Source organism: Pedococcus bigeumensis (genome assembly GCF_006438965.1).
GTDB classification, from domain to species: domain Bacteria; phylum Actinomycetota; class Actinomycetes; order Actinomycetales; family Dermatophilaceae; genus Pedococcus; species Pedococcus bigeumensis_A.
Map to the genome: position 1 here is coordinate 356921 of NZ_RCZM01000001.1, position 21614 is coordinate 378534.

Genomic DNA, 21614 nt, shown 5'->3' on the forward strand with positions numbered 1-21614 from the left:
GCATGTCCCCGACCGCCGAGACGACCCGTGTCTGGCGGCCGGGGCGGCCGACGGCGGTCGGCCTGATCGTCTCGGCTTTCCGTCGTGGGGGCGGCGATCCGACGTTCCAGTCCGACCGCGGCGATGGCTGGTGGCTCGGCCTGCCGACGCCCGCGGGACCCGCGACGCTCCGGCTGGTGCAACGGAGCGACCTCGGGGACGTGGTCGCGACGGCATGGGGCGATGGTGCGCCGTGGGCCCTGGACCAGGTGCCTGCGCTGCTCGGCGATGGTGACGACGACGGCGACTTCGTGACGCACCACCCGCAGGTGGCCAGTGCGTGGAAACGGTATGCCGCGTGGCACGTGCCCCGCTCCGGCCTGGTCATGCACGCGCTGGTCCCGGCGGCGATCGAGCAGAAGGTGACCGGCCAGGAGGCGTTCGGCGGCTACCGGACGCTCGTCCACCGGTTCGGGTCGCGGGCCCCCGGGCCGGGAGAACAGCGACGACTGTGGGTGGCGCCGACCGCCAAGGAGTGGGCGGCCGTCCCGTCCTGGGAGTGGCTGGCCGCGTCGGTCGACGGCGCGAGGTCGGGGACGGTGGTGCGGGCGGTGCGGGTGGCCGGCCGGCTCGAGGAGTCCGCGTCGCTACCCCTGGCCGAGGCGCGCCGACGACTTCGCTCGGTGCCGGGCATCGGGGTGTGGACCGCGGCCGAGGTCGCGCAGCGGGCGCTGGGGGACCCCGACTCGGTGAGCTTCGGCGACTACCACGTGGCCAAGAACCTCACCTGGGCGCTGCTCGGCGAGGCCCGCGACGACGACGTGCTGGCCGAGCTGCTCCAGCCCTACCGCGGCCACCGCTACCGCGTGCAGCACCTCCTCGAGCTGTCCGGCGCGGCCCGGCCCCGACGTGGACCGCGCATGGCGCCGCGCACCCACCTGCCGACCCGCCGCTGACGCTTCCCTTCGCGACTTGGTGCTCGGTGGTGGTCACGGATCGCCGATTCGAGGGGTCGGTGACGGTCTGACTGCAACAGGTCGTGGGCGCTGACGCCAGGTCAGCGGTCGTGGACCTCGAGCCGGACGTCCAGGCCGCTCACCTCGGCGGGGACGTCGACAGCCAGGCCTTCGCCCCACAGGGCCACGTGCAGGCGGCTCACCGCCACCCCCAGCTGGTATGCCGTGGGCGCACTGACACTGACGACTGTCCCGCCGACGTCCACCCCGGCCTCCGGTGCGCCGCGCAGCGTGACGGCGACCGCCCTACGCACCCGCGTGGCGACGTCCTCGGGGATGACGGCTGCGATGCCGTCGTCGATCGCGTCCTGGCTGCCGGGAGCCGTGCCGAGAGCGGCGCGGATGGACTCGGCTCGTCCGTGGTCGAACCAGTCCTCGGGTCCGACGCGGATGAGCGCCCGCGCCCCGGCCCCGCGGTGGTCGATCGCGCAGGCGGTTCCGCGCACGAGGGCGGCGGGGATCGCCTCGGCCTTGCCCTTGACGAGATCGGCCGCGGCGGCCAGCTCGTCGCCGACGGCCCTGCTGGTGACCGTGAGGGCCTTGCCGTCCGCGTCGACACCACCGCGCAGGTCATCCACGACTGCGACGCCAGCCGCACCGAGTGCGAAGTCGGTCTGCCCGAACCTCCAAGGCCGTCCAGCGGTGTCGCTGAGGACCACACCCACGCGTCGCAGGCCGGTCGCCTCGAGCAGCGCCACGCGCAGGTGCTCCGCCTCCGCATCGGGGTCGGCGGGCAGGAGCAGCACGTCGTCGCGGCATCCCGTGTTGGACGCGTCGACTCCGGCGGCAGCCATGGTCGGTCCAGCCATCGACTGCACGATGCGGGTGATCCGGTCGCCGGTCAGGCGCTCCGCCACGACCCTGACCGTCTGGCTCGCTACCGCCGCACTCCTGTCGGCCGAATCTGCCCACAGGCCAAGCGATTTGGAAACGATCTTGCTCGAGACGACGAGGACGTCACCGTCAGTCAGCGGGGCGTCTGCGGAGGCCGCAGCGTCGAGCAGGAGCTGGACCAGGCTGTCGCCCGCCGCCACCTCGGGCATCCCCGTCAGGGGGATGAGGGAGACCACGGACACAGTCAGGCGCCCTTGAGCTCGAGCGCGAGTTCCAGTGCGGCACCAGCGATCTCGGCCGCGGCGTCGGCATCGGACATGAGCAACGGCCGCCCGCGAACGGCGGCCCGCGCCAGGCGCAGCGACGCCTCGTCCTCGGTGGACACGAGCCAGCCATCGAGGAAGTCCTCGTAGAGCCCAGCCACGGCTGCGGTCGTGGACTCCACGCCGATGGCCCGGAGGCACGCGTCCGCGTGGCCCCGAACCGGCATACCGCCGATGAGCGGCGAGACGCCGACGACGGGAGCGGCGCTGCCGCGCAATGCATCTCGCACGCCGGGCACGCCCAGGATGATGCCGATCGAGACCACCGGGTTGCTCGGCGGGAGGAGCACCACGTCGGCGGTACGGATCGCGTCGAGGACCCCCGGGGCTGCGGTCGCACGGTCCATGCCCACGGCCTGGAATCGCTGTGCCGGGATCGAGGCCTGGTGACGAACCCACCACTCCTGGAAGTGGATTGCGCGCTGACCGTCTTCGTCCTCGACGACGACGTGCGTCTCCACGGGGGAGTCGCTCATCGGCAGCAGGGTGATCCGCTGGTCGGGAAGCCCCCAGCGCGCCGCGAGCCGGGCGGTCACCTCGGTGAGGGAGACGCCCTGGCCGAGCCACTGGGAGCGGACGATGTGCGTGCCGAAGTCCAGGTCACCGAGGGCGAACCACTGCGGCACCGCACCGTAGGCCGCGAGCTCACCCTGGACCCGGTGGCTCTCGTCCGCGCGACCCCAGCCCTGGCCCTCGTGGATGCCGCCGCCGAGGGTGTAGAGCAGCGTGTCGAGGTCGGGACAGACCCGCAGGCCGAACAGGCTGATGTCGTCACCGGTGTTGCCGATGATGGTCAGCTCGGCGTCCGCGAGGTCGGGGGAGCGGTCCAGGTGGGTGCGGAGGCCGCGCAGGAAGCGGGCACCTCCGACGCCGCCGGCCAGTGCCGTGATGCGCATGCTCCGCAGTCTTGCAGCCCGGCTCCCGGCCCTGCGCCGGGGTCCACGTGGGGCTCCGGGTCCTTCTAGCGCACCTCTAGCGTCTTGGGAAGCGGCGTTATCAAGGTTCGTCCGATCGGGCAAATATCAGACTTCCGCTTGACGAACGACGTATGACACGCGTGTAATTCCATTGTTGTGATCACGCAAGATCGCACAACGGCGAACCGGGTCGAGGAGGAAGCCGTGCAGGAACTTCAGTTGGTCACCTTTGAAGGTGGCGAAGAGGTGGAGATGTCGTGGCAGGAGCGTTCGCTCTGCGCCCAGACCGATCCCGAGGCGTTCTTCCCTGAGAAGGGCGGATCGACGCGTGAGGCCAAGAAGGTCTGCGTCGGGTGCGAGGTGCGGGCCGAGTGCCTGGAGTACGCCCTCGCCCACGACGAGCGGTTCGGCATCTGGGGTGGGCTGTCCGAGCGGGAGCGTCGCAAGCTCAAGAAGCGTGCGGTCTAGTCGCCCGCGCGGCGACACCCTCGTGACCAGCGCATGACGCTAGCCCCGCCCCATGACCTGACCGACCCCACAGGATCTCCTGCGGCGGTCGCGACAGTGACGGCGGTTCTCGTCCTCCGCGGCCCCACCTCGGCTCTCGCCGAGACCCTCGACTCCCTCGCGCGCCAGACGCGCAGCCCCGAACGCCTCGTGGTCGTCGACCCCGGGCTGGACGGCAACGCCGTCGAGACCGTGCGTGGCCACGCCGCAGTGGCCGAGGCCATCGGCTCGATCACCTTCGTCACCGTCCCCGGTGCCGCTTCCCTCGCGTATGCCGTGCGGTCGGCCCTCGCGCAGACCGACCAGCTCGTGCCGCGGCAGGACCAGGGAGCCGACGGGGTGACCCACGTCTGGGTGCTCACCTCTGACAGCGCCGCCGCGCCGATGACCCTCGCGCGCCTGCTCGACGCCGTGCGACGCAGCCCGTCGGTCGGTGCCGCCGGTCCCAAGCTGCTCGACTGGACCCGCCCCGGCGCACTGCGGTCGGTCGGCGTCCAGCTGACCCGCAGCGGCCGGATGATCCCGTCTCCAGCCCCCGGCGAGCCTGACCAGGGCCAGTACGACCGCCGGACCGACGTGCTCGCAATCCCGACGACGGGCATGCTCGTCGAACGCGGGATGCTCGACGACCTGGGCGGGCCGGAGCGCGTCTTCGGCGACTTCGGTGCCGACGTGGACTTCTCCTGGCGTGCCCAGCAGTCCGGGCGGCGGGTCGTCGTCGTGCCGCGCGCGACCCTGCGCACCGGTGCCGAGGCCGCCCCTGACGATATCGTGCCGGTGGACTCGGTCACCCGGATGCGGCGCCAGGCCCGGCGAGTGGCCTTGGCCAGGTGCGCGTGGCTGACGTTGCCGTTGCTGGCGGCCTGGATCGTCCTGTCGAGCACCGTCGCAGCCCTCGCGCTGCTGCTGGCCAAGCGGCCCCGCGCTGCGTGGGCCGAGTTCTCCGACATCGGTGCCGTGCTGACCCCTGGTCGCGTCCTCGGCGCCCGCTGGCGCTCGCGCGGCACCCGGCAGGTCCGACGCCGTGACCTGCAGGGGCTGTTCGTCCCGCCACGGACCGTGCTGCGGCACACCACCGACCTCATCCACGACGAGGTCGCGCTCGAGCCCGGGCAGGCCGACGCGGCCCGTGGCGACGCCGTCGAGTCCGGCCCTGTCGCGGACGAGGCGCAGGACCTCAACATCCTCGGCGCCACCTGGGCGTCCCGCGCCGCGCGCAACCCGGGTCTGCTCGCCACCCTCGTCATGACCGTCGTCGCCGTCCTGGCCAGCCGTCAGCTCGGCGGCAGCTTCGTCGACCGCCTCGACCACGGAGTGGCCGGTGGTGAGACCGTCGGCGTCAGGGCCGGGGCCGGCACCCTCTGGCAGGCCTGGTTCGACGGCTGGCACGGTGCAGGACTCGGCAGCGCGGGGGAGCAGGGGCCGCACCTCGTGGTGCTGTCGGCGCTCTCCTGGCTGGTGGCCCACCTCCCACTGCTCAGCCCGCCCGCGTCTCCCGCGGGTGCGGTGACGGTCATCCTGGTCATGTTCGCCCTGCCGCTGGCCACGCTCACTGGCTACCTCGGCGCCCGCGTGGTCACCCACTCACGATGGCCGCGGGCGATCGCCGCCCTGGCGTGGTCCACCACCGCCGTGCTCGCCACGGCGGTCGGCTCCGGCCGGTTGGGCGGCATCGTCGCCGCGATCCTGCTCCCACTGGTGGCCGCCGGGATCGCCCTGGCCGGCCGACGCGCCGGTACCGCGACCGTCACCGCGGCGACGGTCCTCGCCGCTGCCGTCCTGGGCGCCTTCGTTCCGGCCCTCCTTGTCCTCGTGCTGGTCGCCGGTCTGGCCGTCGTCCTCGTCGGTCATGGCTCGGCACGCGTGCGTGGGCTGGCGATCCTCGTCGGTCCGGTGCTCCTGCTCGGATCGTGGGTGCCCGAGCTGGTCGCGCGCCCTGCCCTGCTGTTCACCGGCCCCGGTCTCTCGGTCTGGGGGACCGCACAGGCACAGCCGTGGCAGATCGCGCTCCTGCACCCCGGTGGCCCTGGGTCCTACCCCGTACTGCTCTCGGTGCCACTGGTGCTCGCCGGGCTCCTCGGCCTGCTGCGTGCCGGCCGACGTGGCCGCGCCGCCAACGTCCTCGGCATCGTGGCCCTGGTCGGCCTCGCCTACGCCGTCGCCGCCCCTCGCGTCCAGCTCGGGGTCGTGCCTCAAGGGCTGCCCGACGCGGGGAAGCCGATCACCGCGTGGGCGGGTGTCGGCCTGCTCGTCTTCGCCCTGGCGCTGGTAGCCGCAGCCCTGCTGGGAGCCGACGGCCTCGCCGTGCGTCGGTCCCGCGGCGGGTGGCAGGCGCTGGCGCGCTGGCCGGTCGCTGCCGCGCTCATCGGCGGCGTGCTGCTCAGCGCCGGGTGGCTCAGCTGGCGCACGGTGGGCACCGAGCTGCACGCCTGGGCGGACCCTCGCCCCGCCGTCGCGGTCGACCAGGCGGAGAGCGGCATCAGCAACCGCATGCTGCTCCTCACGCCGGAGGGCGACGCCCTGACCTACCAGCTGCTCGGCCGCGAGGTCGGGGACGTCACCCGGATCCTGCCCGCCCCCGCGGCCGCCCGGCCCAGCTCCGCCGCGCTGGCCGCCTCGGTGAGCGCGCTGTTCGAGCAGGGCGCCGCACCAGGTGCCCTCACCCCTGCTGCCGACCTGGCGCGCCAGGCGGTGGGTTTCGTCGGCCTGCGTGCCGAACCGACCGACCCCCGCATCCGGTCGCTCGACGCGACTGCCGGCCTGAGCCGGCTCGGCGAGCACGACGGCGTCCTGTTTTGGCGCGTCCTGCCCGGAGGCGGTGGCACTGCTGACGACGCCGTTGCCCCGTCACGCGCCAGCCTGGTGACCCGCACCGGCGAGCAGGCTCTCCCGGTGTCTGGTTCCCATTCTCAGCTCGAGGTGAAATCCGTTGTCCCGCAGGGCGCTTCGCTCGTCCTGGCCGAACCCGGCGAATGGGTCCGGCACGCACGGGTGACCGTCGACGGCCGGGTGCTCGCCCCCAGCGGCGACGCCGCGGCATACGCGCTGCCTGCGGGCCCGGCCACGATCTCCGTGGACGTGCTCCCGACCAACTCGGCCTGGCGTTACGCGCAAGGCCTGCTGCTGCTCGTCGTCCTGTTCCTGGCCGTCCCCTTCGGCAACCGCTCCTCGAGGCGGAGGCGCCCGTGAACCTCTCCATCAGTGGCATCGTCCGCACGACCCTCGTGACCGCCGCCGGAGCAGGCCTCGTCGTGGGCGCCATGCACAGCCAGGGCGCCTTCGCCGTCGCCTCTACGCGCGCCGTCGACACGGCCACCGGGTCGGCCACGAGCCCGGTGCGCAGCGCGTCCCTCGTCTGCCCCGGGCCGGAGCTCAAGGGGCTCAAGGGCGTCGCTGACCTCGACGTCGGCGTGCGGGTTGCGGCCGCCGCGGCTCCGGTGCGCGCCATGACCGGCACGGCCCCCGCCGCCGCGCCCGGTGAGGTCAGCCTGAGCCGGATGCCGCGCGGCAGCCTTGGCGCACCAGTCACCGCGCGGGGTGTCAGCCTGCTTGCTGACCAGACCCGGGCGGAGAGCGTGCTCGTGTCGGGCACCGAGTCGATGGCCGCCGGTGTCGCGGCAGCGCAGAACTGGCTGGTGCCCTCGGGTGACCAGCGCTCCCTGGGTGGAGCCGCGTGCGGCCAGCCGGGGGCCGACTTCTGGATCATGGCGGGCGGGGGAGCCCCCGGTCGTCAGGAGCGACTCCTCCTGACCAACCCGGGCGGCAACGCCGTCACCGTCGACGTCACCCTCCACGGCGCGAAGGGAGCGCTCTCGTCCCCGAACGGCAAGGGCATCGTCGTGCCGGCCCACGGTCGGACGGCGTTCCTGCTCGACTCGATCAACAGCGACCTGGCCAACCCCGTGGTCCACGTCGTCGCCGACGGGGGCGTCGTCGGCGCGGTCGTCAACGACCTGTGGCTCGACGGAGCTCGCGCCGGTGGCTCCGACGATGCCGTCCCCACAGCTGCACCCTCTCGCGACCAGGTCATCCCGGCGGTCGCGGCGGACGGTCAGGCGGTGCTGCGGGTCGCGGTGCCGGGCAACGACGAAGCAGTCGTCCAGGCCCGGGTGCTCACCGCCCAGGGCCCCCGCGCACTCCCCGCAGGCGGGGTGATCCGGATCGACGGCGGTACCGTGACCGACATCGACATCTCCGCCCTGCCGGTCGGCACGTACGGCCTCCAGGTGCGGGCCGACATGCCGATCGTGGCTGCCGCCGTCGTCACGCGGACCGCCCCGGGCAAGCCGGGCGACTTCGCCTGGACGTCCTCCACGCCGCCGATCACCGGTGTCGCGGGTATGCCGCTCGCAGTCCCCGAGGGCACGTCCGCCCCGATCCAGAGGTCCTTGTCGGTCACTGCATCCGGTGACACGGCCAGCGTCGAGGTGGTGACCGTCGACGCCCAAGGGGTGGAGACCTCCCGCCGTCCGGAGGTCGGGGTCGACGCAACAGCCGTTCTCGACGTCACCGGCGCGACCTCCGTCTGGGTGCACCGGGTCGGGGGCAACGGCCAGGTGCGCGCGGGCGTGGTGTCGTGGCTGGATGACGCGCAGGGCCGGCTCATCACGGCCACCCCGCTGCGTGACACCGCCCTGCGCACCACGACCGTCGGCCTGCGCGAGGTCAGCCACTAGGTTCGCGGCCGCTCGGTCGCCGGCGCGGCTGCTGAAGCCGGCTCAGCTGCCGTCGTCGTACCTCGGGTCGAGGTCGCCCGGAGGCAGGTTGAACAGGGCCGCGACCTGCTCGACCACCACATCCTGGACGATGGCGGTGAGCTCGCGCTGGCTCTCTGCCCGGCTCTCGATCGGCCTGCGGTAGATGACGATCCGCGCGGGCGTCTTGCCGTGCGAAGGGAAGGCGCGGCCCAGTGGCGCGCCCTCGCGCTCCCACGGTGCCGGGTCGGTCGGTGGCACGTCCTCGACCGCGAACTCGAGCTCCTGGAAGCTCGGACCCAGCCGAGTCTCCAGCCGGGCCGCACTGTCCAGGACGAGGTCGTCGAACTGCTGCCGACGGGTGGCCATCGCAGGCACGGCGGGCCACGCCAGCGGACCCCGGACGCCGCGGCCGCGACGGTCCCGCCGAGCCGGCCCGGAGCGCCCTGTCTGGGGGCCGGTCGAAGTCACCCGGTCAGCCTACGGCGTGCCGAACGGGGGGCTTCGCCCCACTGGCATAGAGTCCGCGACGTGAGTCTGTCCAGGAGGTGCTCCCGCACCGCGTGCTCGAAGCCCGCCATAGCGACGCTCACCTACGTCTACGGCGACCAGACCGCAGTGGTCGGACCACTCGCGACGTTCGCCGAACCACACACCTACGACCTGTGCGCGAACCACGCCGAGGGCCTGACCGCCCCGCGCGGCTGGGAGATCGTGCGCCTCTCGGGCGAGTACGTCGAGCCCGAGCCGTCGCACGACGACCTGTTGGCGCTGGCCAACGCCGTCCGCGAAGCAGGCCGGCCCCGTCTCGGCGAGGCGCCCAGGCAGGCGCAGGCCCAGGCGCGACGCCAGCCGGCCGACGAGGACGCCTCTGGCGCGATCGAGACGGGTCGCCGCGGGCACCTGCGCGTCCTGCGCGACAACTGACACCGCTAGGGTTTCGGGCGTGCCCTCGCCCCTTCTCTCCGACTTCGTCAAGGCCTATGACGTCCGTGGCCTGGTCCCCGAACAGCTCAACGTCGACGTGGCGTGGGCGCTCGGCGCAGCCTTCGCCCAGACTGTCGTCGGCCCGGAGAGTGCTCCTGGCGTCGTCATCGGGCACGACATGCGTCCGTCGTCGCCAGAGCTGTCCCGGGCCTTTGCGGCAGGGGTCACCGCGCACGGGCTCGACGCGACGCTGATCGGCCTCTGCAGCACCGACGGCCTCTACTACGCCAGTGGTGCCCTCGACCTCCCGGGCGCCATGTTCACGGCCTCGCACAACCCGGCCCAGTACAACGGCATCAAGCTGTGCCGCTCGGGCGCACGCCCGGTGGGGCAGGACACCGGACTGGCCGACGTGAGCGCCCTCGCCCAGCATCTCCTCGACTCGGGTGTCAGTGCCGGGCCTGCGGAGACGACTCAGGGCCAGGTCGTCGAGCGCGACCTCCTGGGCGACTACGCGGCCTTCCTGCGCGGGCTGGTCGACCTGTCCGGCGGCCGTCGGCTCAAGGTCGTCGTCGATGCCGGCAACGGCATGGGTGGCCACACCGTGCCTGCCGTCCTCGGCACGGGCACCGGCCTACCAGAGCTGCCGCTCGAGATCGTCCCGCTCTACTTCGAGCTCGACGGCACCTTCCCCAACCACGAGGCCAACCCGCTCGAGCCCGAGAACCTGCGCGACCTCCAGGCTGCTGTCATCAAGCACGGTGCCGACATCGGCCTGGCGTTCGACGGTGACGCTGACCGCTGCTTCGTCATCGACGAGCGGGGCGAGCCCGTGAGCCCCAGCGCAGTCACCGCCCTGGTGGCGACCCGTGAGGTGGCCAAGCAGGTCGCGGCGGGCACCCCCGCCGCCGACGTCGCCGTCGTCTACAACGTCATCTCCTCGGCCGCGGTCCCGGAGATCATCGCCGAGCAGGGCGCCCGTGGCGTGCGCACCCGCGTCGGCCACTCCTTCATCAAGGCCGAGATGGCCCGGGAGGACGCCGTCTTCGGCGGGGAGCACAGCGCGCACTACTACTTCCGCGACTTCTGGTTCGCCGACACCGGCATGCTCGCCGCGATGCACGTCCTCGCCGCGCTCGGTGAGCAGGACGAGCCACTGAGCAGCCTCACCGCGGCATACAGCCGGTATGCCGCCTCCGGAGAGATCAACTCGACGGTCACCGATGCGCCGGCGGCGACCGCGACGGTCCGCCGCTGGGCGGCCGAGCGCGGCGCCGAGTTCGACGAGCTCGACGGGCTGACGGCGACCTACGCGGGCACCGACGACGCCCCGATGTGGTGGCTGAACCTGCGGGCCTCCAACACCGAACCCCTGCTGCGCCTCAATGTCGAGGCAGCTGACCAAGACACGATGACCCAGGTGCGGGACGATGTCCTTGCCCTGGTGAGAGGAGAACGCTGATGTCGCAAGGACATGGGCAGGACGTCCGGATCGAGCCGTGGCTGCGGGAGATCCTGAGGTGCCCGGCCTGCCGTTCGGAGCTCGTCGACGCCACCGTCGACGACAAGCCCGAGCTGCACTGCACCAACGCCGAGTGCGGCCTGCAGTACCGCATCGACGACGGTGTGCCGGTGCTGCTGGTCGACGAAGCCCGCAAGCCGGTCTGACGGACTGCCGGGCGGGATCGCGACGATGGCACCCTTCTTCGACGAGTCTCGCATCGACAGCGACGAGGCCCTGGCGGCGCTCGACTCACGCCAGACGCTGAGGGGGCTGGCCACGGCCGGCGCCCAGGTGCGTGAGGCCGTCGACCTGTCCGCCGAGGGGAGCATCGAGCGGGTCGGCGGCGGCGAGCGGCCCCGGTCGGTCCTCGTGGCCTCGCTCGGGGGCTCGGCCGTCGTGTGCGACGTCCTCGAGCTGTTGGCCGAGCCCGGGTCTCCGGTACCCGTGAGCGTGCGGCGCAACCTGCCACTACCCGGATGGGTGGGCCCGCTCGACCTGGTCATCGCCGTGTCCCTGTCCGGTCGTGCTCCCGGACCTCTCGCGCTCGCGGCCGAGGCGGCCCGCCGGGGGGCGTCGCTGCTCACCGTGGGCGCCGTCGACTCGCCCCTCGCCGATGTCGCGGCCCAGGCCCGGGGCGTCCACATCGGCGTCGGCCGCGGCCGTAGCACCTCCCGTACGGCCCTGTGGTCATTGCTCGCACCCGTCCTGCTGGGTGCGGGGCGGCTGGGCATTGTCGACGTCGACGACCGGGTCCTTGCCGAGACCGCAGACCGGCTGGACGAGATCGCGGAGTCCTGCCGACCGTCGTCGGAGTCCTTCGTCAACCCGGCCAAGGTGCTGGCCGCTGACCTCGCCGAGGGCGTGCCCGTCGTCCTCGGAGACGGCCCGCTCAATGGCGTGGCTGCCGCGCGGGCCACCTCGATGCTCGCCCGCACCGCCCGCGTGCCCGCCACGTCCGGGGAGCTCCCCGACGACGCGGCCCAGGTCGTCGCGTGCTTCGACGGCCCGTTCACGGCGGCGTACTCCGGCGGCTCAGCCGGCAGCTCCGGTGGCGGCCGAGGGGACGACGACGACATCTTCACCGATCCCTTTCTCGATGGTCCCGCCGCTCCGCGACTGTCGCTGCTGATGCTCCGCGACGTCCTGCCGGACCGGATGACGCGCGAGGCCGACGAGGCGCGGTCGCTGGCCGAAACCGTGGCATCGGCGGCCCGGGACGTGGGGGTTCGGGTCAGCGAGGTGACCGCTCAGCCCGGGCACCCGTTGACCCGGCTCGCCGGCCAGATCGCGACCACCGACTTCGCGGCCACCTACCTCGCCCTCGGCCTGGGTCTCGACCCGGCGGTGTCACCGCACGTCGCAGACCTGCGCGGTCGCGCAGGCTGACCCCCCGCTCGCTCGCTCGCCGCCGCCGGCTGCTCGCTCGCAGGTCAGGGACGGACGGAGCGGATCAGCTCGACGACGTCCCCGACCACGCCCCGCATGCCGGGCAACCGGCTCAGCCGGACCAGCTTGTCGACGAGCGGCACCACCTGGCGCACCAGCGCGCGGGTGCGCTTCTGGTCCGTGCTGGAGTCGTGCACCCAGAACAGCACGACCCCCATCTGCAGCAGCCAGAGCAGCTCGGGCAGCTCGGCCCGGATGGCGGCGGGCACCTTGAGGTCGGAGCCGTCCACGACCTGGCGGAACAGGCCGATGCTGGTTTCCCTGGCACCACGGGACTCGCTGCTGAAGGGGGAGAGCGGGCTGGTCGGCTCGGCCGCGATCTTGAAGAACTTCCCGGCGAACCCGTGGAACGGCTCAGCCACGTCCACCCAGGTGGTCAGCACGCTGCGCAGCCGGTCGCCGAACTTGTCGCTGCTGGCCAGGGACTGCTCGGCCGCGGCCGCATGCGCCACCTGGATCTGGTCGTAGAAGGCCTGGACCAGGTGCTCCTTGGAGGCGAAGTAGTAGTAGGCGTTGCCGATGCTGACGCCGGCCCGGTCGGCGACGGCCCGCATCGTCGTCTTGTCGTAGCCGCGCTCGAGGAACAGCTCCTGGGCGGCGGCTGCGATGGCGGTCCGGGTCTGCTCGCCGCGGTCGGACCGGCTGGCAGGGTCAGCCCGGTTGGCAGAGTCCGTCACAGTCGTCAGCGTAACCATTGCCCTTCACCGCCTCGGGCACGCGCGTGGTGGTGAGGGAGGCACGCAGTCCGGCCGCGGCATACGCCATCGCCTTGGCCACGGGGAGGCCGAGAGGGGTGGACAGGCGGACGGCGAGGTCGCGGTGCTCGGCCGTCGCCCACAGGCAGACGACCCAGGCGTGGGCGCCGGTCCAGACCTGGCCGCCGTTGCCCACGACCGATATCTCGCGGAGCGTGGCCGCGTGGTCGAGGTGGGGCAGGAGGGCGCGGGCCGCAGCGGAGCCGGCCGGCACCGCGGTCACCGCCAGGAGGTGGGGCTGCTCGATGAGCCAGGTGCGAAAGCGTGAGCACATCGGGCAGCCGGCGTCGTAGAGGACGACGAGCCGGTTCACGTCGGAGTCTTCGCGGGACTGGCACTGAGGGCGGCGAGGACCGCCAGCCCCAGCCCTGCGACAGCCGGCACGAGGAACAGGCCGATGCTGAGCAGGCTGAGGATGGTCAGGGCGCCGAGCAGGGCCACGATCACCGCGGCGGCGACCTGCGCGGCCCGCCCGGCCCGCCCGGCCGGCCCGAGCAGCAACGTGCCGACCACGACACAGGCGGCGAGCGGGATGCCTGCGAGGACCAGACCCCACCACCCGTTCACCTCGACGAGGGTGGCCGTGGTCGAGCTGCTCGTGGCCGCCCCGGTCGAGTCCGTTCCCGCCGTGTCGCCCGAGTACGCCGGGAGCGCGAGTGCCCCCACCACCAGGGCGATGCTCCACACCGTGGCCCCGGCGAGGGCGAACCGGACCGTCGTCACGACCGTCAGCCCATCGGGGCGGGGAACGGCTGGGTGTACGCCTGCGGCGGCACCGGGGGAGCAGTCATGGCGTCGAGGCGGCCACGGCGGCGGATCTTGTTGAAGACGTAGACGTTGGTGAGGTGCACGAAGCCGAGCATCAGCAGCACGACGCCCATCTTGACGCTGAGCACCTCGACGACGGCTCGGGCGTTGGCGAGGGTGTCGTCGACGCGCAGGTAGAGCGCGACGACGCCGAGGTTGAGCAGGTAGAACCCGACGACGAGCAGCTTGTTGACCGCTTCCGCGAGCTCGTCGTTGCCGTCGAAGACGTCGACCAGGAAGACCCGGCCGTTGCGGGACAGCGTCGAGCCGACCCAGATGGTGACAGGGATGGCGATGAGCAGATAGAGGATGTAGGCGATGACTGCGTTGTCCACGAGAGACTCCTTTTGAACGTGTTCAAGTTGATGGTCCTGACCGTAGCAGAGAAACTTGAACACGTTCAAATGGGACGCCATGAAAGTGCAGGCCGGGAACGCCAAGGGTTGGAGCGGCAGTCCCTCAGAGCGAGAGCGGCAGGACCTCGGCGGTGGCCAGCGTGGCCAGCTCCGACGCCGGGACGAGCACCTTGCTGCCCCGGATGCCGCTGCCGATCACGACATCTCCGGCAGCCACGACGGCTTCGTCGACCAGCACCGGCCAGTCGGCGGGGAGCCCGATCGGGGTGATCCCGCCGAACTCCATCCCGGTCAGCTCGACCGCCTGGTCCATCGGGGCGAAGCTGATCTTGCGCACGTCGAGGTGCCTGCGGACGGCACCGTTGATGTCGGCGCGCATCGAGGCGAGCACCAGCACCGCGGCATACCGCACCTCGCCACCGCGCTTGCCCGCGACGACCACGCAGTTGGCCGAGCTCTCCATCGCCACGTCGTACGCCGCGCAGAAGGCCGCCGTGTCGGCGAGCTCGGCGTCGATGGGCGCGACCCTGGCCGAGGGCGTGGCGGCGATCGCCCGCGCCACCGGCCCAGCCAACAGCTCGGTATGCCGGGTGGCCGGCTCCCAGGTCAGGTTTCCTTCAGCGCTGCTCATCCCGTGAGGCTAGCCACTGCTCGGCTGGAGGAGGAGGTAGCCGGCACCACGGGCCGTGACGGTCCAGCCGCGTTGGTCCTGCAGGGCCCGAGCCAACGGCGCGGAGTCGGCCACGAGCGCCGCGTCGGGGCCGAGCTCGTCGAACAGCGGCTGCCACCCCACCCCCGCGTCCATCACGGTGAAGTAGTTCTTGATCGCGGCCGGACCGTAGACCTCCACGCGGGTGTCGAAGGTCTGGCGGACGCGGGGGTGGTCCAGCATGAGCCAGCCGCCCAGGCGGTCCGTGTTGAAGACGGTCGCGCCGGCCGGAAGGGCGTCGAGCGCACGATCCGCCTGGTGAGGCACGCCGACCATGGCTGAGGAACCAGTGGCAGCCAGCAGCCCGGCCAGCGCGAGGCTGAGCGCCAGCGCCGCACTCACCGCGACGCGTTCGAGCCTGTCCACGGCGGGCCGATCACGTCCGATCAGCACGCTGAGTGACTCGGCGACGAGGGGCGCCAGCACGACGGCGCCCACGGCGACCGTCCGCTGGTGCCACAGCGTCCACACGACCGCGAAGGCGACGAGGCCCAGGGTCACCCCACGCGGCAGCGTGCTCCGGCGAACGGTGAGGAGGACCACGGCGGCCATGAGGAGCGTGACCAGCGTGGAGGGTGAGGTGAGCGACGCGCGACGCCACTCCTCGATGTAGGGGCTGACGGCCTGGACAGCGGAGATCGACTCGACCGACCGGAGACCGAGGGGGGTGAGCAGACCAGCCGCAGCGCAGCCGAGCACCAGGCCCACAAGCCCACCCAGCTCGGCCCGCGACAGCGTGCGGTGGGCGAGCAGCCCTGCGACGACGACCAGGCCGACCATGGGTCCGAGGATCCAGGTCCCGTGAGAACACGCCCAGACCCACGACAGCGGTACGAGCCACCAGCGGACTCGATGGTCGCGCGCCGTGGCGAGCCACGCCCCCACGGTCACGACCAGGAGAACGAGACCGACCACCTGTGGGCGTGGGCTCAGGCTGCCCGCAGCCCCGAGGGCAGCCATCCCCGCGGCAACCACGGCGCCGAGGTGGCCGCCCCACCGGCGGCTCACGAAGTACACGGTCACGCACAGGGTCGAGATGCCCAGCGAGGCGAGCCAGGTGACGGCGGGCAGCCCACCGACCCGGTAGGCACCTGCCATCGCCAGCTCGGGCAGCCACTGCGTGAGGATCCACGGGCGGTGGCTGAAGTCGGACAACGGGTCAGGGCCGGCGAACTGCCAGGTGGCGGCGAGCTCCCGCCCGGCGACGACGTGCCACGGCGCGTCGGGGTCGCTCAGCCCTCGCGCGGCCTGGCGGGTGAAGGACAGGAGCAGCAGGGCGAACCCGGCAATCGGGATCCACCTCGAGATGCCCGGGCCGGCCGGCGCCGCGGAGCGCGTCTCCGCAGCCGGAGTGTCCCGGGTGCTCGCAGGTGTCCTGGGCATGGATTCGAGTATGCGGGAGGGCCGCGCCTCCTGTCGGGCGGCGCGTCGAGACGCTGGCTGAAGGGACGACCCCCGGGCCGGTGATTCCCCACCGCTACGCTGTCGGCCATGTCGACAGAGGGTGGGACTAAGGCCGTCGTGGCGGCGCTGCTGGCAAACCTGGGAATCGCGCTCACGAAGTTCATCGCGTTCTTCCTCACAGGTTTCAGCTCCATGCTCGCCGAGGCGATCCACTCCCTGGCCGACTCCGGCAACCAGCTGCTGCTGCTGACCGGCGGACGCCGGGCCAAGCGGGCGGCGACGCCGGAGCACCCCTTCGGCTACGGCCGCGAGCGCTACGTCTACGCGTTCATCGTCTCGATCGTGTTGTTCAGCATCGGCGGCCTCTTCGCGCTCTACGAGGCGTACCACAAGTGGCACGAGACGCACGCGATGCACGACTTCGACCCGTTCAGCGACGCGCACGGTGGTAGCGCCCGGTGGTGGTGGGTCCCGGTCGTCGTGCTGGCCGTCGCGATCGTCCTCGAGTCGTTCTCGTTCCGCACCGCGATCCTGGAGTCCAACAAGGTCCGCGGTCGGCGCAAGTGGCTCGAGTTCGTCCGCGGCGCCAAAGCGCCCGAGCTGCCGGTCATCCTGCTGGAGGACCTCGCGGCCCTGTTCGGCCTCGTCTTCGCCCTGCTCGGCGTGGGGCTGATGCTGCTCACCAAGAACCCGGTCTTCGACGTCATCGGCACCGGCCTGATCGGCCTGCTCCTCGTGGCGGTCGCCGTCTTCCTCGCCGTCGAGATGAAGTCGCTCCTCCTCGGTGAGTCCGCGTCGCCGGCGCACATCGGCCGGATCGTGGCGGCCATCGAGTCCGTCGACGGCATCGACCGGGTCATCCACCAGCGCACCCTGCACGTGGGGCCGGAGGAGGTGGTCGTCGCCGCCAAGGTCGCCGTACCGTCAGGGACCACGGCCGAGGACATCGCCGACGCGATCAACGCCGCCGAGGTCAAGGCCCGCGAGGCCGCACCCGACCTCACGCTGTTGATGTACCTGGAGCCGGACATCGACACCGGCACGCAGGAGCGCCCCGTCTGGCAGCACAGTGCGGCCACCCTGACCGACGCGGCCGACGACCCGCTGCCGCCGACTGGCGGCGCCCACTAGGACTGGCTGGAGTCGGACTCTGACTCTGAGTCGGACTCTGACTCGGCCGCTGCCGAGTCGCCGCCGTCGACCTGGTAGTCGCCCTTGACCTCGTCCCACGCGTCGACCTTGTCCTGGTCGATGTCGAGCTCGACGGTCGACGGGGTGTCCTCGGCGGATGACTCCTCGGTGGATGACTCCTCGGCGGATGACTCCTCGGTGGACGAGTCCCCGGCGGATGAGTCCTCGACCTCGGCGTCGGCGCTCTCGTCGGGTACCGAACTGCTGGGCTCGCTCATGGTGCTCCGTTTCGTGGTGGGTAGGTCCTTCCTAGTGCCCCCGGTGGGCGAGCGCACTTCGGAGCGCGTCGCCGCCTGCGGAAGCAGGCCCCGAGGGGAGATCGCGACGAGAAATGGCCACTCTGCATACCTCCGGTAGAGTGGGGGACCGCCGGCGCGGGTGATAACCCGCTCGCATCGTGAATGCCCAGATGGGCTGCGCCGGGTCCGCAAACCACACACTCAACGGAAGAGATTTCGCATGTCCTTTGACTACAAGGTTGCCGACCTGGGCCTCGCTGAGGCCGGCCGTCACCAGATCCGCCTGGCCGAGCACGAGATGCCCGGTCTGATGTCCCTGCGCGAGGAGTTCGGGGCGGCCCAGCCGCTCAAGGGCGCTCGCATCGCCGGCTCGCTGCACATGACCGTGCAGACCGCCGTGCTCATCGAGACGCTGACCGCGCTCGGTGCCGAGGTCCGCTGGGCCTCCTGCAACATCTACTCCACCCAGGACGAGGCTGCTGCCGCGGCCGTCGTGGGACCGAACGGCACCGTCGACGACCCGCAGGGTGTGCCGGTGTTCGCGTGGAAGGGCGAGACCCTCCCGGAGTACTGGGACTGCACCGAGCAGATCCTCACCTGGCCCGGTGGCCAGGGCGCCAACATGATCCTCGACGACGGTGGCGACGCCACCATGCTCGTGCACAACGGTCGTGCGTGGGAGGCCGCCGGACAGGTGCCCCCCACCGACGAGTCGGACTCCGAGGAGGTCGGGGTCTTCAAGGAGCTCGTCCGCAAGACGCTCGCAGCTGACCCGACCAAGTGGACCAAGGTCTCCGAGGAGATCAAGGGCGTCACCGAGGAGACCACCACCGGCGTGCACCGCCTCTACGAGCTCGCCAAGACCGGCGACCTGCTCTTCCCGGCGATCAACGTCAACGACTCGGTCACCAAGTCCAAGTTCGACAACAAGTACGGCTGCCGCCACTCCGTCATCGACGGCCTCAACCGCGCCACCGACGTGCTCATCGCCGGCAAGGTCGCCGTTGTCTGTGGCTACGGCGACGTGGGCAAGGGCTGCGCCGAGGCGCTTCGTGGCCAGGGCGCTCGCGTCATCGTCACCGAGATCGACCCGATCTGCGCGCTGCAGGCCGCGATGGAGGGCTACCAGGTCGCCCGCTTGGAGGATGTGCTCGACTACGCCGACATCTACATCACGACGACCGGCAACTTCAACATCATCACCGCCGAGTCCATGCAGAAGATGAAGAACAAGGCGATCGTGGCCAACATCGGTCACTTCGACAACGAGATCGACATCGCCGGCCTGGCCAAGGTCGCCGGGATCGTCAAGACCGAGATCAAGCCGCAGGTCCACGAGTGGACGTTCTCCGGTGGCGGTTCGATCATCGTGCTGTCCGAGGGCCGCCTGTTCAACCTCGGCAACGCGACGGGTCACCCGTCGTTCGTCATGTCGAACTCGTTCGCGAACCAGACGATCGCCCAGATCGAGCTGTTCACCAAGACGGACGACTACGACAAGCAGGTCTACGTGCTGCCCAAGCACCTCGACGAGAAGGTCGCGCGTCTGCACCTCGCGGCGATCGGTGTCGAGCTGACCGAGCTCACCAAGCAGCAGGCCGAGTACATCGGCGTCGACGTGGCCGGCCCCTACAAGCCGGAGCACTACCGCTACTGAGCCGACGACCGCACCGGCGGTTCGGCCCGCCACGCACCACCTCGTATGCCGCCCGCTCACCAGAGCGGGCGGTATACCGCGTTCGGGGGAAGGCGGCGCGGCCCGACAGGTAGCGGTTGCCGAGGCGGAAACCTGGCCGAAGGGACGACTCGGAGGACCGGCCCCTGCTCGCGCAGTGGCCTAGCATTCCGCGCATGCCTGATCCCTCTCCCGGCCCCCGCCCGTGGGTGCTGACCGGAGGAACGGTCGCCGCGGTCGCGGTGTTCGTGGGGTTGGGCACCCTCGTGGGGGCGGACTGCCTGTGGCTGGTGGCGTTGGGCGACCACATCCTGCGCGAGGGGTCGGTGCCGGACGGCATCCCGTTCGCTGCGGCCGCCAGCGCCGGTTGGCCGAACGTCCTGGTGCTGTCTGAGGTGCTGCTGGCGCTCATCCACCGACTCGGCGGTGCGCCCGGCCTGGCCGTGACCCAGGTCGTGGTCGACGTGCTGACCCTCACCCTGGTGGCCCTCGGCGCGCGCCGACTCGGTGCCACCGACCGCGCGACGGCTCCGGTCGTCGTTCTCGTCGCCGCCGGAGCCATCACCTCGCTGGTGGTGGTCCGGGTGCAGCTGTTCTCCCTGGTGCCCTTCGCGTTGCTCGCCCTGCTGCTGCGGGAGGAGCACCGACGTCCCTCACGGCGGATCTGGCTGCTCGTCCCTCTCGTCGTGCTCTGGTCCAACCTGCACGGCGCCGTGCTCCTCGGCGTGGTCGTCGCGGGCACCTACCTCGTCTTCTCCCGTCTGCGCAGCCGGCCGTTGGAGTCGAGCGCGGTCGGCCTCGTCACCCTCGTGGCCCTGCTCGCCACACCTGCAGGGCCTCGCACGATCCAGTACTACCTCGGGGTGATGGACAACGAAGCAGCCGCGAGGGGTTCGGAGCTGTGGGCGCGTCCGGACCTCACCCGACCGTTCGACCTCCTCCTGGCGCTCGCGGCAGTCGCACTGATCGTCCTGATGGCCCGCTCGCGACGGCCCCTCTGGGAGTGGGTCGCCATGATCGGGCTCGCCGTCGGCACCGTGACCGCCGCGCGGCACGGTGTCTGGTTGCTCATGCTCGCCGCCGCGCCAGCAGCCCGCGGGCTCACCCGCGATCCCGGACGGCCCGAGGTGGTGCGGTGGCCCGGGCCCAGGTGGTCGGTGGCCGCGGCCGTGGTCCTCGTCGCCCTCGCCGCAGTGCCGTGGAGCCGTGGGGCGCACACGGCACCGGTCGACGACGCGGTCGTCAAGCTCGTCGCCGGTACGGCCGGCCAACGGGTGGTGCTGGCACCTGAGCCCATGGTCGAGTCGTTGGCCGTTGCCGGGGTAAGGGTCTGGCTGAGCGACCCGGTCGACGCCTTCGGCAGGAGCGACCAAGCGGCCTACCTCGACTTCCTCGAGGGCAGCGCGGCAGGACGGCGCGCTCTGGACGCGGTCGAGGTCGTGGTGGTCGAGGACGGCTCGCCACCCGAGGGGCTGGTCGACACCTCCGGCGGGTGGACGCTCGGTGGGGAGCTCGAAGGCTGGCGGGTCTACACCAGGCGCTGAGCGGTCATCACACGACTCGGGTGCCCTGCAACTGCCGTGAATGGGACAACGAGTGTGTGATGATTCGGAAGGAATCGTTACTGACAGGTTGGAAAGGGCTGACGCAGGTGAACGGTCGCGTGCTCATCGTCGATGACGATCTGGCGCTGGCGGAGATGCTCGGCATCGTCCTGCGCAACGAAGGCCTCGAGGTCTCACACGTCGCCGACGGCGCGGGTGCACTCGGTGCGTTCCGTGACAGCCGCCCCGACCTGGTCCTCCTCGACGTCATGCTTCCCGGGCTGGACGGCATGGAGGTATGCCGCCGGATCCGGGCCGAGTCGGGCGTCCCGATCGTCATGCTCACGGCACGCACCGACACGGTCGACGTCGTGGTGGGGCTCGAGTCGGGCGCCGACGACTACGTCGTCAAGCCGTTCAAGCCGCAGGAGCTCATCGCCCGGATCCGGGCCCGGCTCCGTCGCGGCGACGAGCCCGAGCCGGAGCGCCTGGAGATCGGCGACCTCGTCATCGACGTTGCGGGTCACTCGGTCAAGCGCGACGGGACGGCACTGTCCCTCACACCGCTCGAGTTCGACCTCCTGGTCGCGTTGGCCCGCAAGCCGTGGCAGGTGTTCACCCGCGAGGTCCTCCTCGAGCAGGTCTGGGGCTACCGCCACGCGGGCGACACGCGCCTCGTCAACGTCCACGTTCAGCGGCTGCGCTCCAAGATCGAGCACGACCCCGAGCACCCCGAGATCGTCGTGACGGTGCGCGGCGTCGGCTACAAGGCGGGCCCGAGCTAGCC

General features: G+C 71.7%; 22 protein-coding genes. 12 read left to right on the top strand and 10 right to left on the bottom strand.

Annotated elements, in window-relative coordinates:
• Positions 1-2: 2 nt before the first annotated feature.
• Positions 3-935: a DNA-3-methyladenine glycosylase family protein gene (locus EAH86_RS01570; RefSeq protein ID WP_140736866.1), complete on the top strand. Its 933-nt coding sequence runs from the start codon at positions 3-5 to the stop codon at positions 933-935.
• Positions 936-1036: 101 nt separating this feature from the next.
• Here the strand turns inward: EAH86_RS01570 and EAH86_RS01575 are convergent, their stop codons facing one another.
• The gene (locus EAH86_RS01575) at positions 1037-2065 is read right to left on the bottom strand and encodes a coenzyme F420-0:L-glutamate ligase (protein ID WP_140736867.1); all 1029 of its coding nucleotides are present in this window, start codon (positions 2063-2065) and stop codon (positions 1037-1039) included.
• Positions 2066-2073: 8 nt separating this feature from the next.
• Positions 2074-3048, bottom strand: coding sequence for a 2-phospho-L-lactate transferase (gene cofD, locus EAH86_RS01580; RefSeq protein WP_140736868.1), 975 nt, complete (start codon positions 3046-3048; stop codon positions 2074-2076).
• A 273-nt stretch (positions 3049-3321) separates the two neighbouring features.
• Between cofD and EAH86_RS01585 the strand changes: the two genes are divergently transcribed.
• From EAH86_RS01585 to EAH86_RS01595, 3 genes are read left to right on the top strand one after another with little or no spacing between them, the layout of a single operon-like run.
• The gene (locus EAH86_RS01585) at positions 3322-3537 is read left to right on the top strand and encodes a WhiB family transcriptional regulator (RefSeq protein WP_153269213.1); all 216 of its coding nucleotides are present in this window, start codon (positions 3322-3324) and stop codon (positions 3535-3537) included.
• A 33-nt stretch (positions 3538-3570) separates the two neighbouring features.
• Entirely contained in the window at positions 3571-6765 is a 3195-nt protein-coding gene (locus EAH86_RS01590) for a glycosyltransferase (RefSeq protein WP_140736869.1), read from the top strand.
• A complete protein-coding gene (locus EAH86_RS01595; RefSeq protein WP_140736870.1) occupies positions 6762-8252 on the top strand; it encodes a DUF5719 family protein in 1491 nt (496 codons plus the stop codon). The genes EAH86_RS01590 and EAH86_RS01595 overlap by 4 nt, the downstream gene beginning before the upstream one ends.
• 42 nt (positions 8253-8294) lie before the next feature.
• Here EAH86_RS01595 and EAH86_RS01600 read toward each other — a convergent pair whose 3' ends face one another.
• The gene (locus tag EAH86_RS01600; protein ID WP_241668125.1) at positions 8295-8741 is read right to left on the bottom strand and encodes a metallopeptidase family protein; all 447 of its coding nucleotides are present in this window, start codon (positions 8739-8741) and stop codon (positions 8295-8297) included.
• Between the two features lie 60 nt (positions 8742-8801).
• Between EAH86_RS01600 and EAH86_RS01605 the strand changes: the two genes are divergently transcribed.
• The 4 genes from EAH86_RS01605 to EAH86_RS01620 are packed head-to-tail and all read left to right on the top strand — an operon-like array spanning position 8802 to position 12087.
• Positions 8802-9197, top strand: coding sequence for a DUF3499 domain-containing protein (locus tag EAH86_RS01605; RefSeq protein WP_140736871.1), 396 nt, complete (start codon positions 8802-8804; stop codon positions 9195-9197).
• A 19-nt stretch (positions 9198-9216) separates the two neighbouring features.
• Positions 9217-10659 (top strand): phosphomannomutase/phosphoglucomutase, encoded by a 1443-nt coding sequence (locus tag EAH86_RS01610; protein ID WP_140736872.1) that lies wholly within the window; start codon positions 9217-9219, stop codon positions 10657-10659.
• Positions 10659-10865, top strand: coding sequence for a Trm112 family protein (locus EAH86_RS01615; protein WP_140736873.1), 207 nt, complete (start codon positions 10659-10661; stop codon positions 10863-10865). The genes EAH86_RS01610 and EAH86_RS01615 overlap by 1 nt, the downstream gene beginning before the upstream one ends.
• Before the next feature lie 25 nt (positions 10866-10890).
• Positions 10891-12087, top strand: a complete 1197-nt coding sequence (locus tag EAH86_RS01620) for an SIS domain-containing protein (RefSeq protein ID WP_140736874.1) — start codon at positions 10891-10893, stop codon at positions 12085-12087.
• A 44-nt stretch (positions 12088-12131) separates the two neighbouring features.
• On the opposite strand, the gene EAH86_RS01625 is transcribed toward EAH86_RS01620, so the two are convergent.
• The 6 genes from EAH86_RS01625 to EAH86_RS01650 all read right to left on the bottom strand — a co-directional run bounded on the left by EAH86_RS01625 (position 12132) and on the right by EAH86_RS01650 (position 16157).
• A complete protein-coding gene (locus tag EAH86_RS01625; RefSeq protein WP_241668126.1) occupies positions 12132-12824 on the bottom strand; it encodes a TetR/AcrR family transcriptional regulator in 693 nt (230 codons plus the stop codon).
• A complete protein-coding gene (locus EAH86_RS01630; RefSeq protein WP_206665698.1) occupies positions 12799-13215 on the bottom strand; it encodes a DCC1-like thiol-disulfide oxidoreductase family protein in 417 nt (138 codons plus the stop codon). Before EAH86_RS01630 ends, EAH86_RS01625 begins: the two co-directional genes overlap by 26 nt.
• Positions 13212-13625 (bottom strand): hypothetical protein, encoded by a 414-nt coding sequence (locus tag EAH86_RS01635; RefSeq protein ID WP_140736876.1) that lies wholly within the window; start codon positions 13623-13625, stop codon positions 13212-13214. The genes EAH86_RS01630 and EAH86_RS01635 overlap by 4 nt, the downstream gene beginning before the upstream one ends.
• Positions 13626-13630: 5 nt before the next feature.
• Positions 13631-14044, bottom strand: coding sequence for a hypothetical protein (locus tag EAH86_RS01640; protein WP_140736877.1), 414 nt, complete (start codon positions 14042-14044; stop codon positions 13631-13633).
• 124 nt (positions 14045-14168) lie between these two features.
• On the bottom strand, positions 14169-14696 hold the full coding sequence (locus EAH86_RS01645; protein ID WP_140736878.1) for a YbaK/EbsC family protein: 528 nt from the start codon (positions 14694-14696) through the stop codon (positions 14169-14171).
• Positions 14697-14705: 9 nt separating this feature from the next.
• Positions 14706-16157: a hypothetical protein gene (locus EAH86_RS01650; RefSeq protein ID WP_140736879.1), complete on the bottom strand. Its 1452-nt coding sequence runs from the start codon at positions 16155-16157 to the stop codon at positions 14706-14708.
• A gap of 108 nt (positions 16158-16265) precedes the next feature.
• On the opposite strand from EAH86_RS01650, the gene EAH86_RS01655 reads away from it, so the two are divergent.
• Positions 16266-17309, top strand: coding sequence for a cation diffusion facilitator family transporter (locus tag EAH86_RS01655; RefSeq protein WP_140736880.1), 1044 nt, complete (start codon positions 16266-16268; stop codon positions 17307-17309).
• Here EAH86_RS01655 and EAH86_RS01660 read toward each other — a convergent pair.
• Positions 17306-17587, bottom strand: a complete 282-nt coding sequence (locus EAH86_RS01660) for a hypothetical protein (RefSeq protein ID WP_140736881.1) — start codon at positions 17585-17587, stop codon at positions 17306-17308. The genes EAH86_RS01655 and EAH86_RS01660 overlap by 4 nt on opposite strands.
• Before the next feature lie 241 nt (positions 17588-17828).
• Between EAH86_RS01660 and ahcY the strand changes: the two genes are divergently transcribed.
• From ahcY to mtrA, 3 genes are all read left to right on the top strand, one after another.
• A complete protein-coding gene (gene ahcY / locus EAH86_RS01665; RefSeq protein ID WP_140736882.1) occupies positions 17829-19265 on the top strand; it encodes an adenosylhomocysteinase in 1437 nt (478 codons plus the stop codon).
• Positions 19266-19459: 194 nt separating this feature from the next.
• Positions 19460-20827 (top strand): hypothetical protein, encoded by a 1368-nt coding sequence (locus EAH86_RS01670; RefSeq protein WP_140736883.1) that lies wholly within the window; start codon positions 19460-19462, stop codon positions 20825-20827.
• Positions 20828-20934: 107 nt separating this feature from the next.
• Positions 20935-21612, top strand: coding sequence for an MtrAB system response regulator MtrA (gene mtrA / locus EAH86_RS01675; protein WP_140736884.1), 678 nt, complete (start codon positions 20935-20937; stop codon positions 21610-21612).
• Positions 21613-21614 lie beyond the last annotated feature (2 nt).

Excerpts from the sequence above, each read along its gene's own strand:
- EAH86_RS01660 (WP_140736881.1), bottom strand. The coding sequence starts at position 17,587 with ATGAGCGAGCCCAGCAGTTCGGTACCCGACGAGAGCGCCGACGCCGAG.
- EAH86_RS01620 (WP_140736874.1), top strand. The coding sequence starts at position 10,891 with ATGGCACCCTTCTTCGACGAGTCTCGCATCGACAGCGACGAGGCCCTG.
- ahcY (WP_140736882.1), top strand. The coding sequence starts at position 17,829 with ATGTCCTTTGACTACAAGGTTGCCGACCTGGGCCTCGCTGAGGCCGGC.
- EAH86_RS01615 (WP_140736873.1), top strand. The coding sequence starts at position 10,659 with ATGTCGCAAGGACATGGGCAGGACGTCCGGATCGAGCCGTGGCTGCGG.
- EAH86_RS01570 (WP_140736866.1), top strand. The coding sequence starts at position 3 with ATGTCCCCGACCGCCGAGACGACCCGTGTCTGGCGGCCGGGGCGGCCG.
- EAH86_RS01590 (WP_140736869.1), top strand. The coding sequence starts at position 3,571 with ATGACGCTAGCCCCGCCCCATGACCTGACCGACCCCACAGGATCTCCT.
- EAH86_RS01585 (WP_153269213.1), top strand. The coding sequence starts at position 3,322 with ATGTCGTGGCAGGAGCGTTCGCTCTGCGCCCAGACCGATCCCGAGGCG.
- EAH86_RS01650 (WP_140736879.1), bottom strand. The coding sequence starts at position 16,157 with ATGCCCAGGACACCTGCGAGCACCCGGGACACTCCGGCTGCGGAGACG.
- EAH86_RS01655 (WP_140736880.1), top strand. The coding sequence starts at position 16,266 with ATGTCGACAGAGGGTGGGACTAAGGCCGTCGTGGCGGCGCTGCTGGCA.
- EAH86_RS01645 (WP_140736878.1), bottom strand. The coding sequence starts at position 14,696 with ATGAGCAGCGCTGAAGGAAACCTGACCTGGGAGCCGGCCACCCGGCAT.
- EAH86_RS01670 (WP_140736883.1), top strand. The coding sequence starts at position 19,460 with ATGCCTGATCCCTCTCCCGGCCCCCGCCCGTGGGTGCTGACCGGAGGA.
- cofD (WP_140736868.1), bottom strand. The coding sequence starts at position 3,048 with ATGCGCATCACGGCACTGGCCGGCGGCGTCGGAGGTGCCCGCTTCCTG.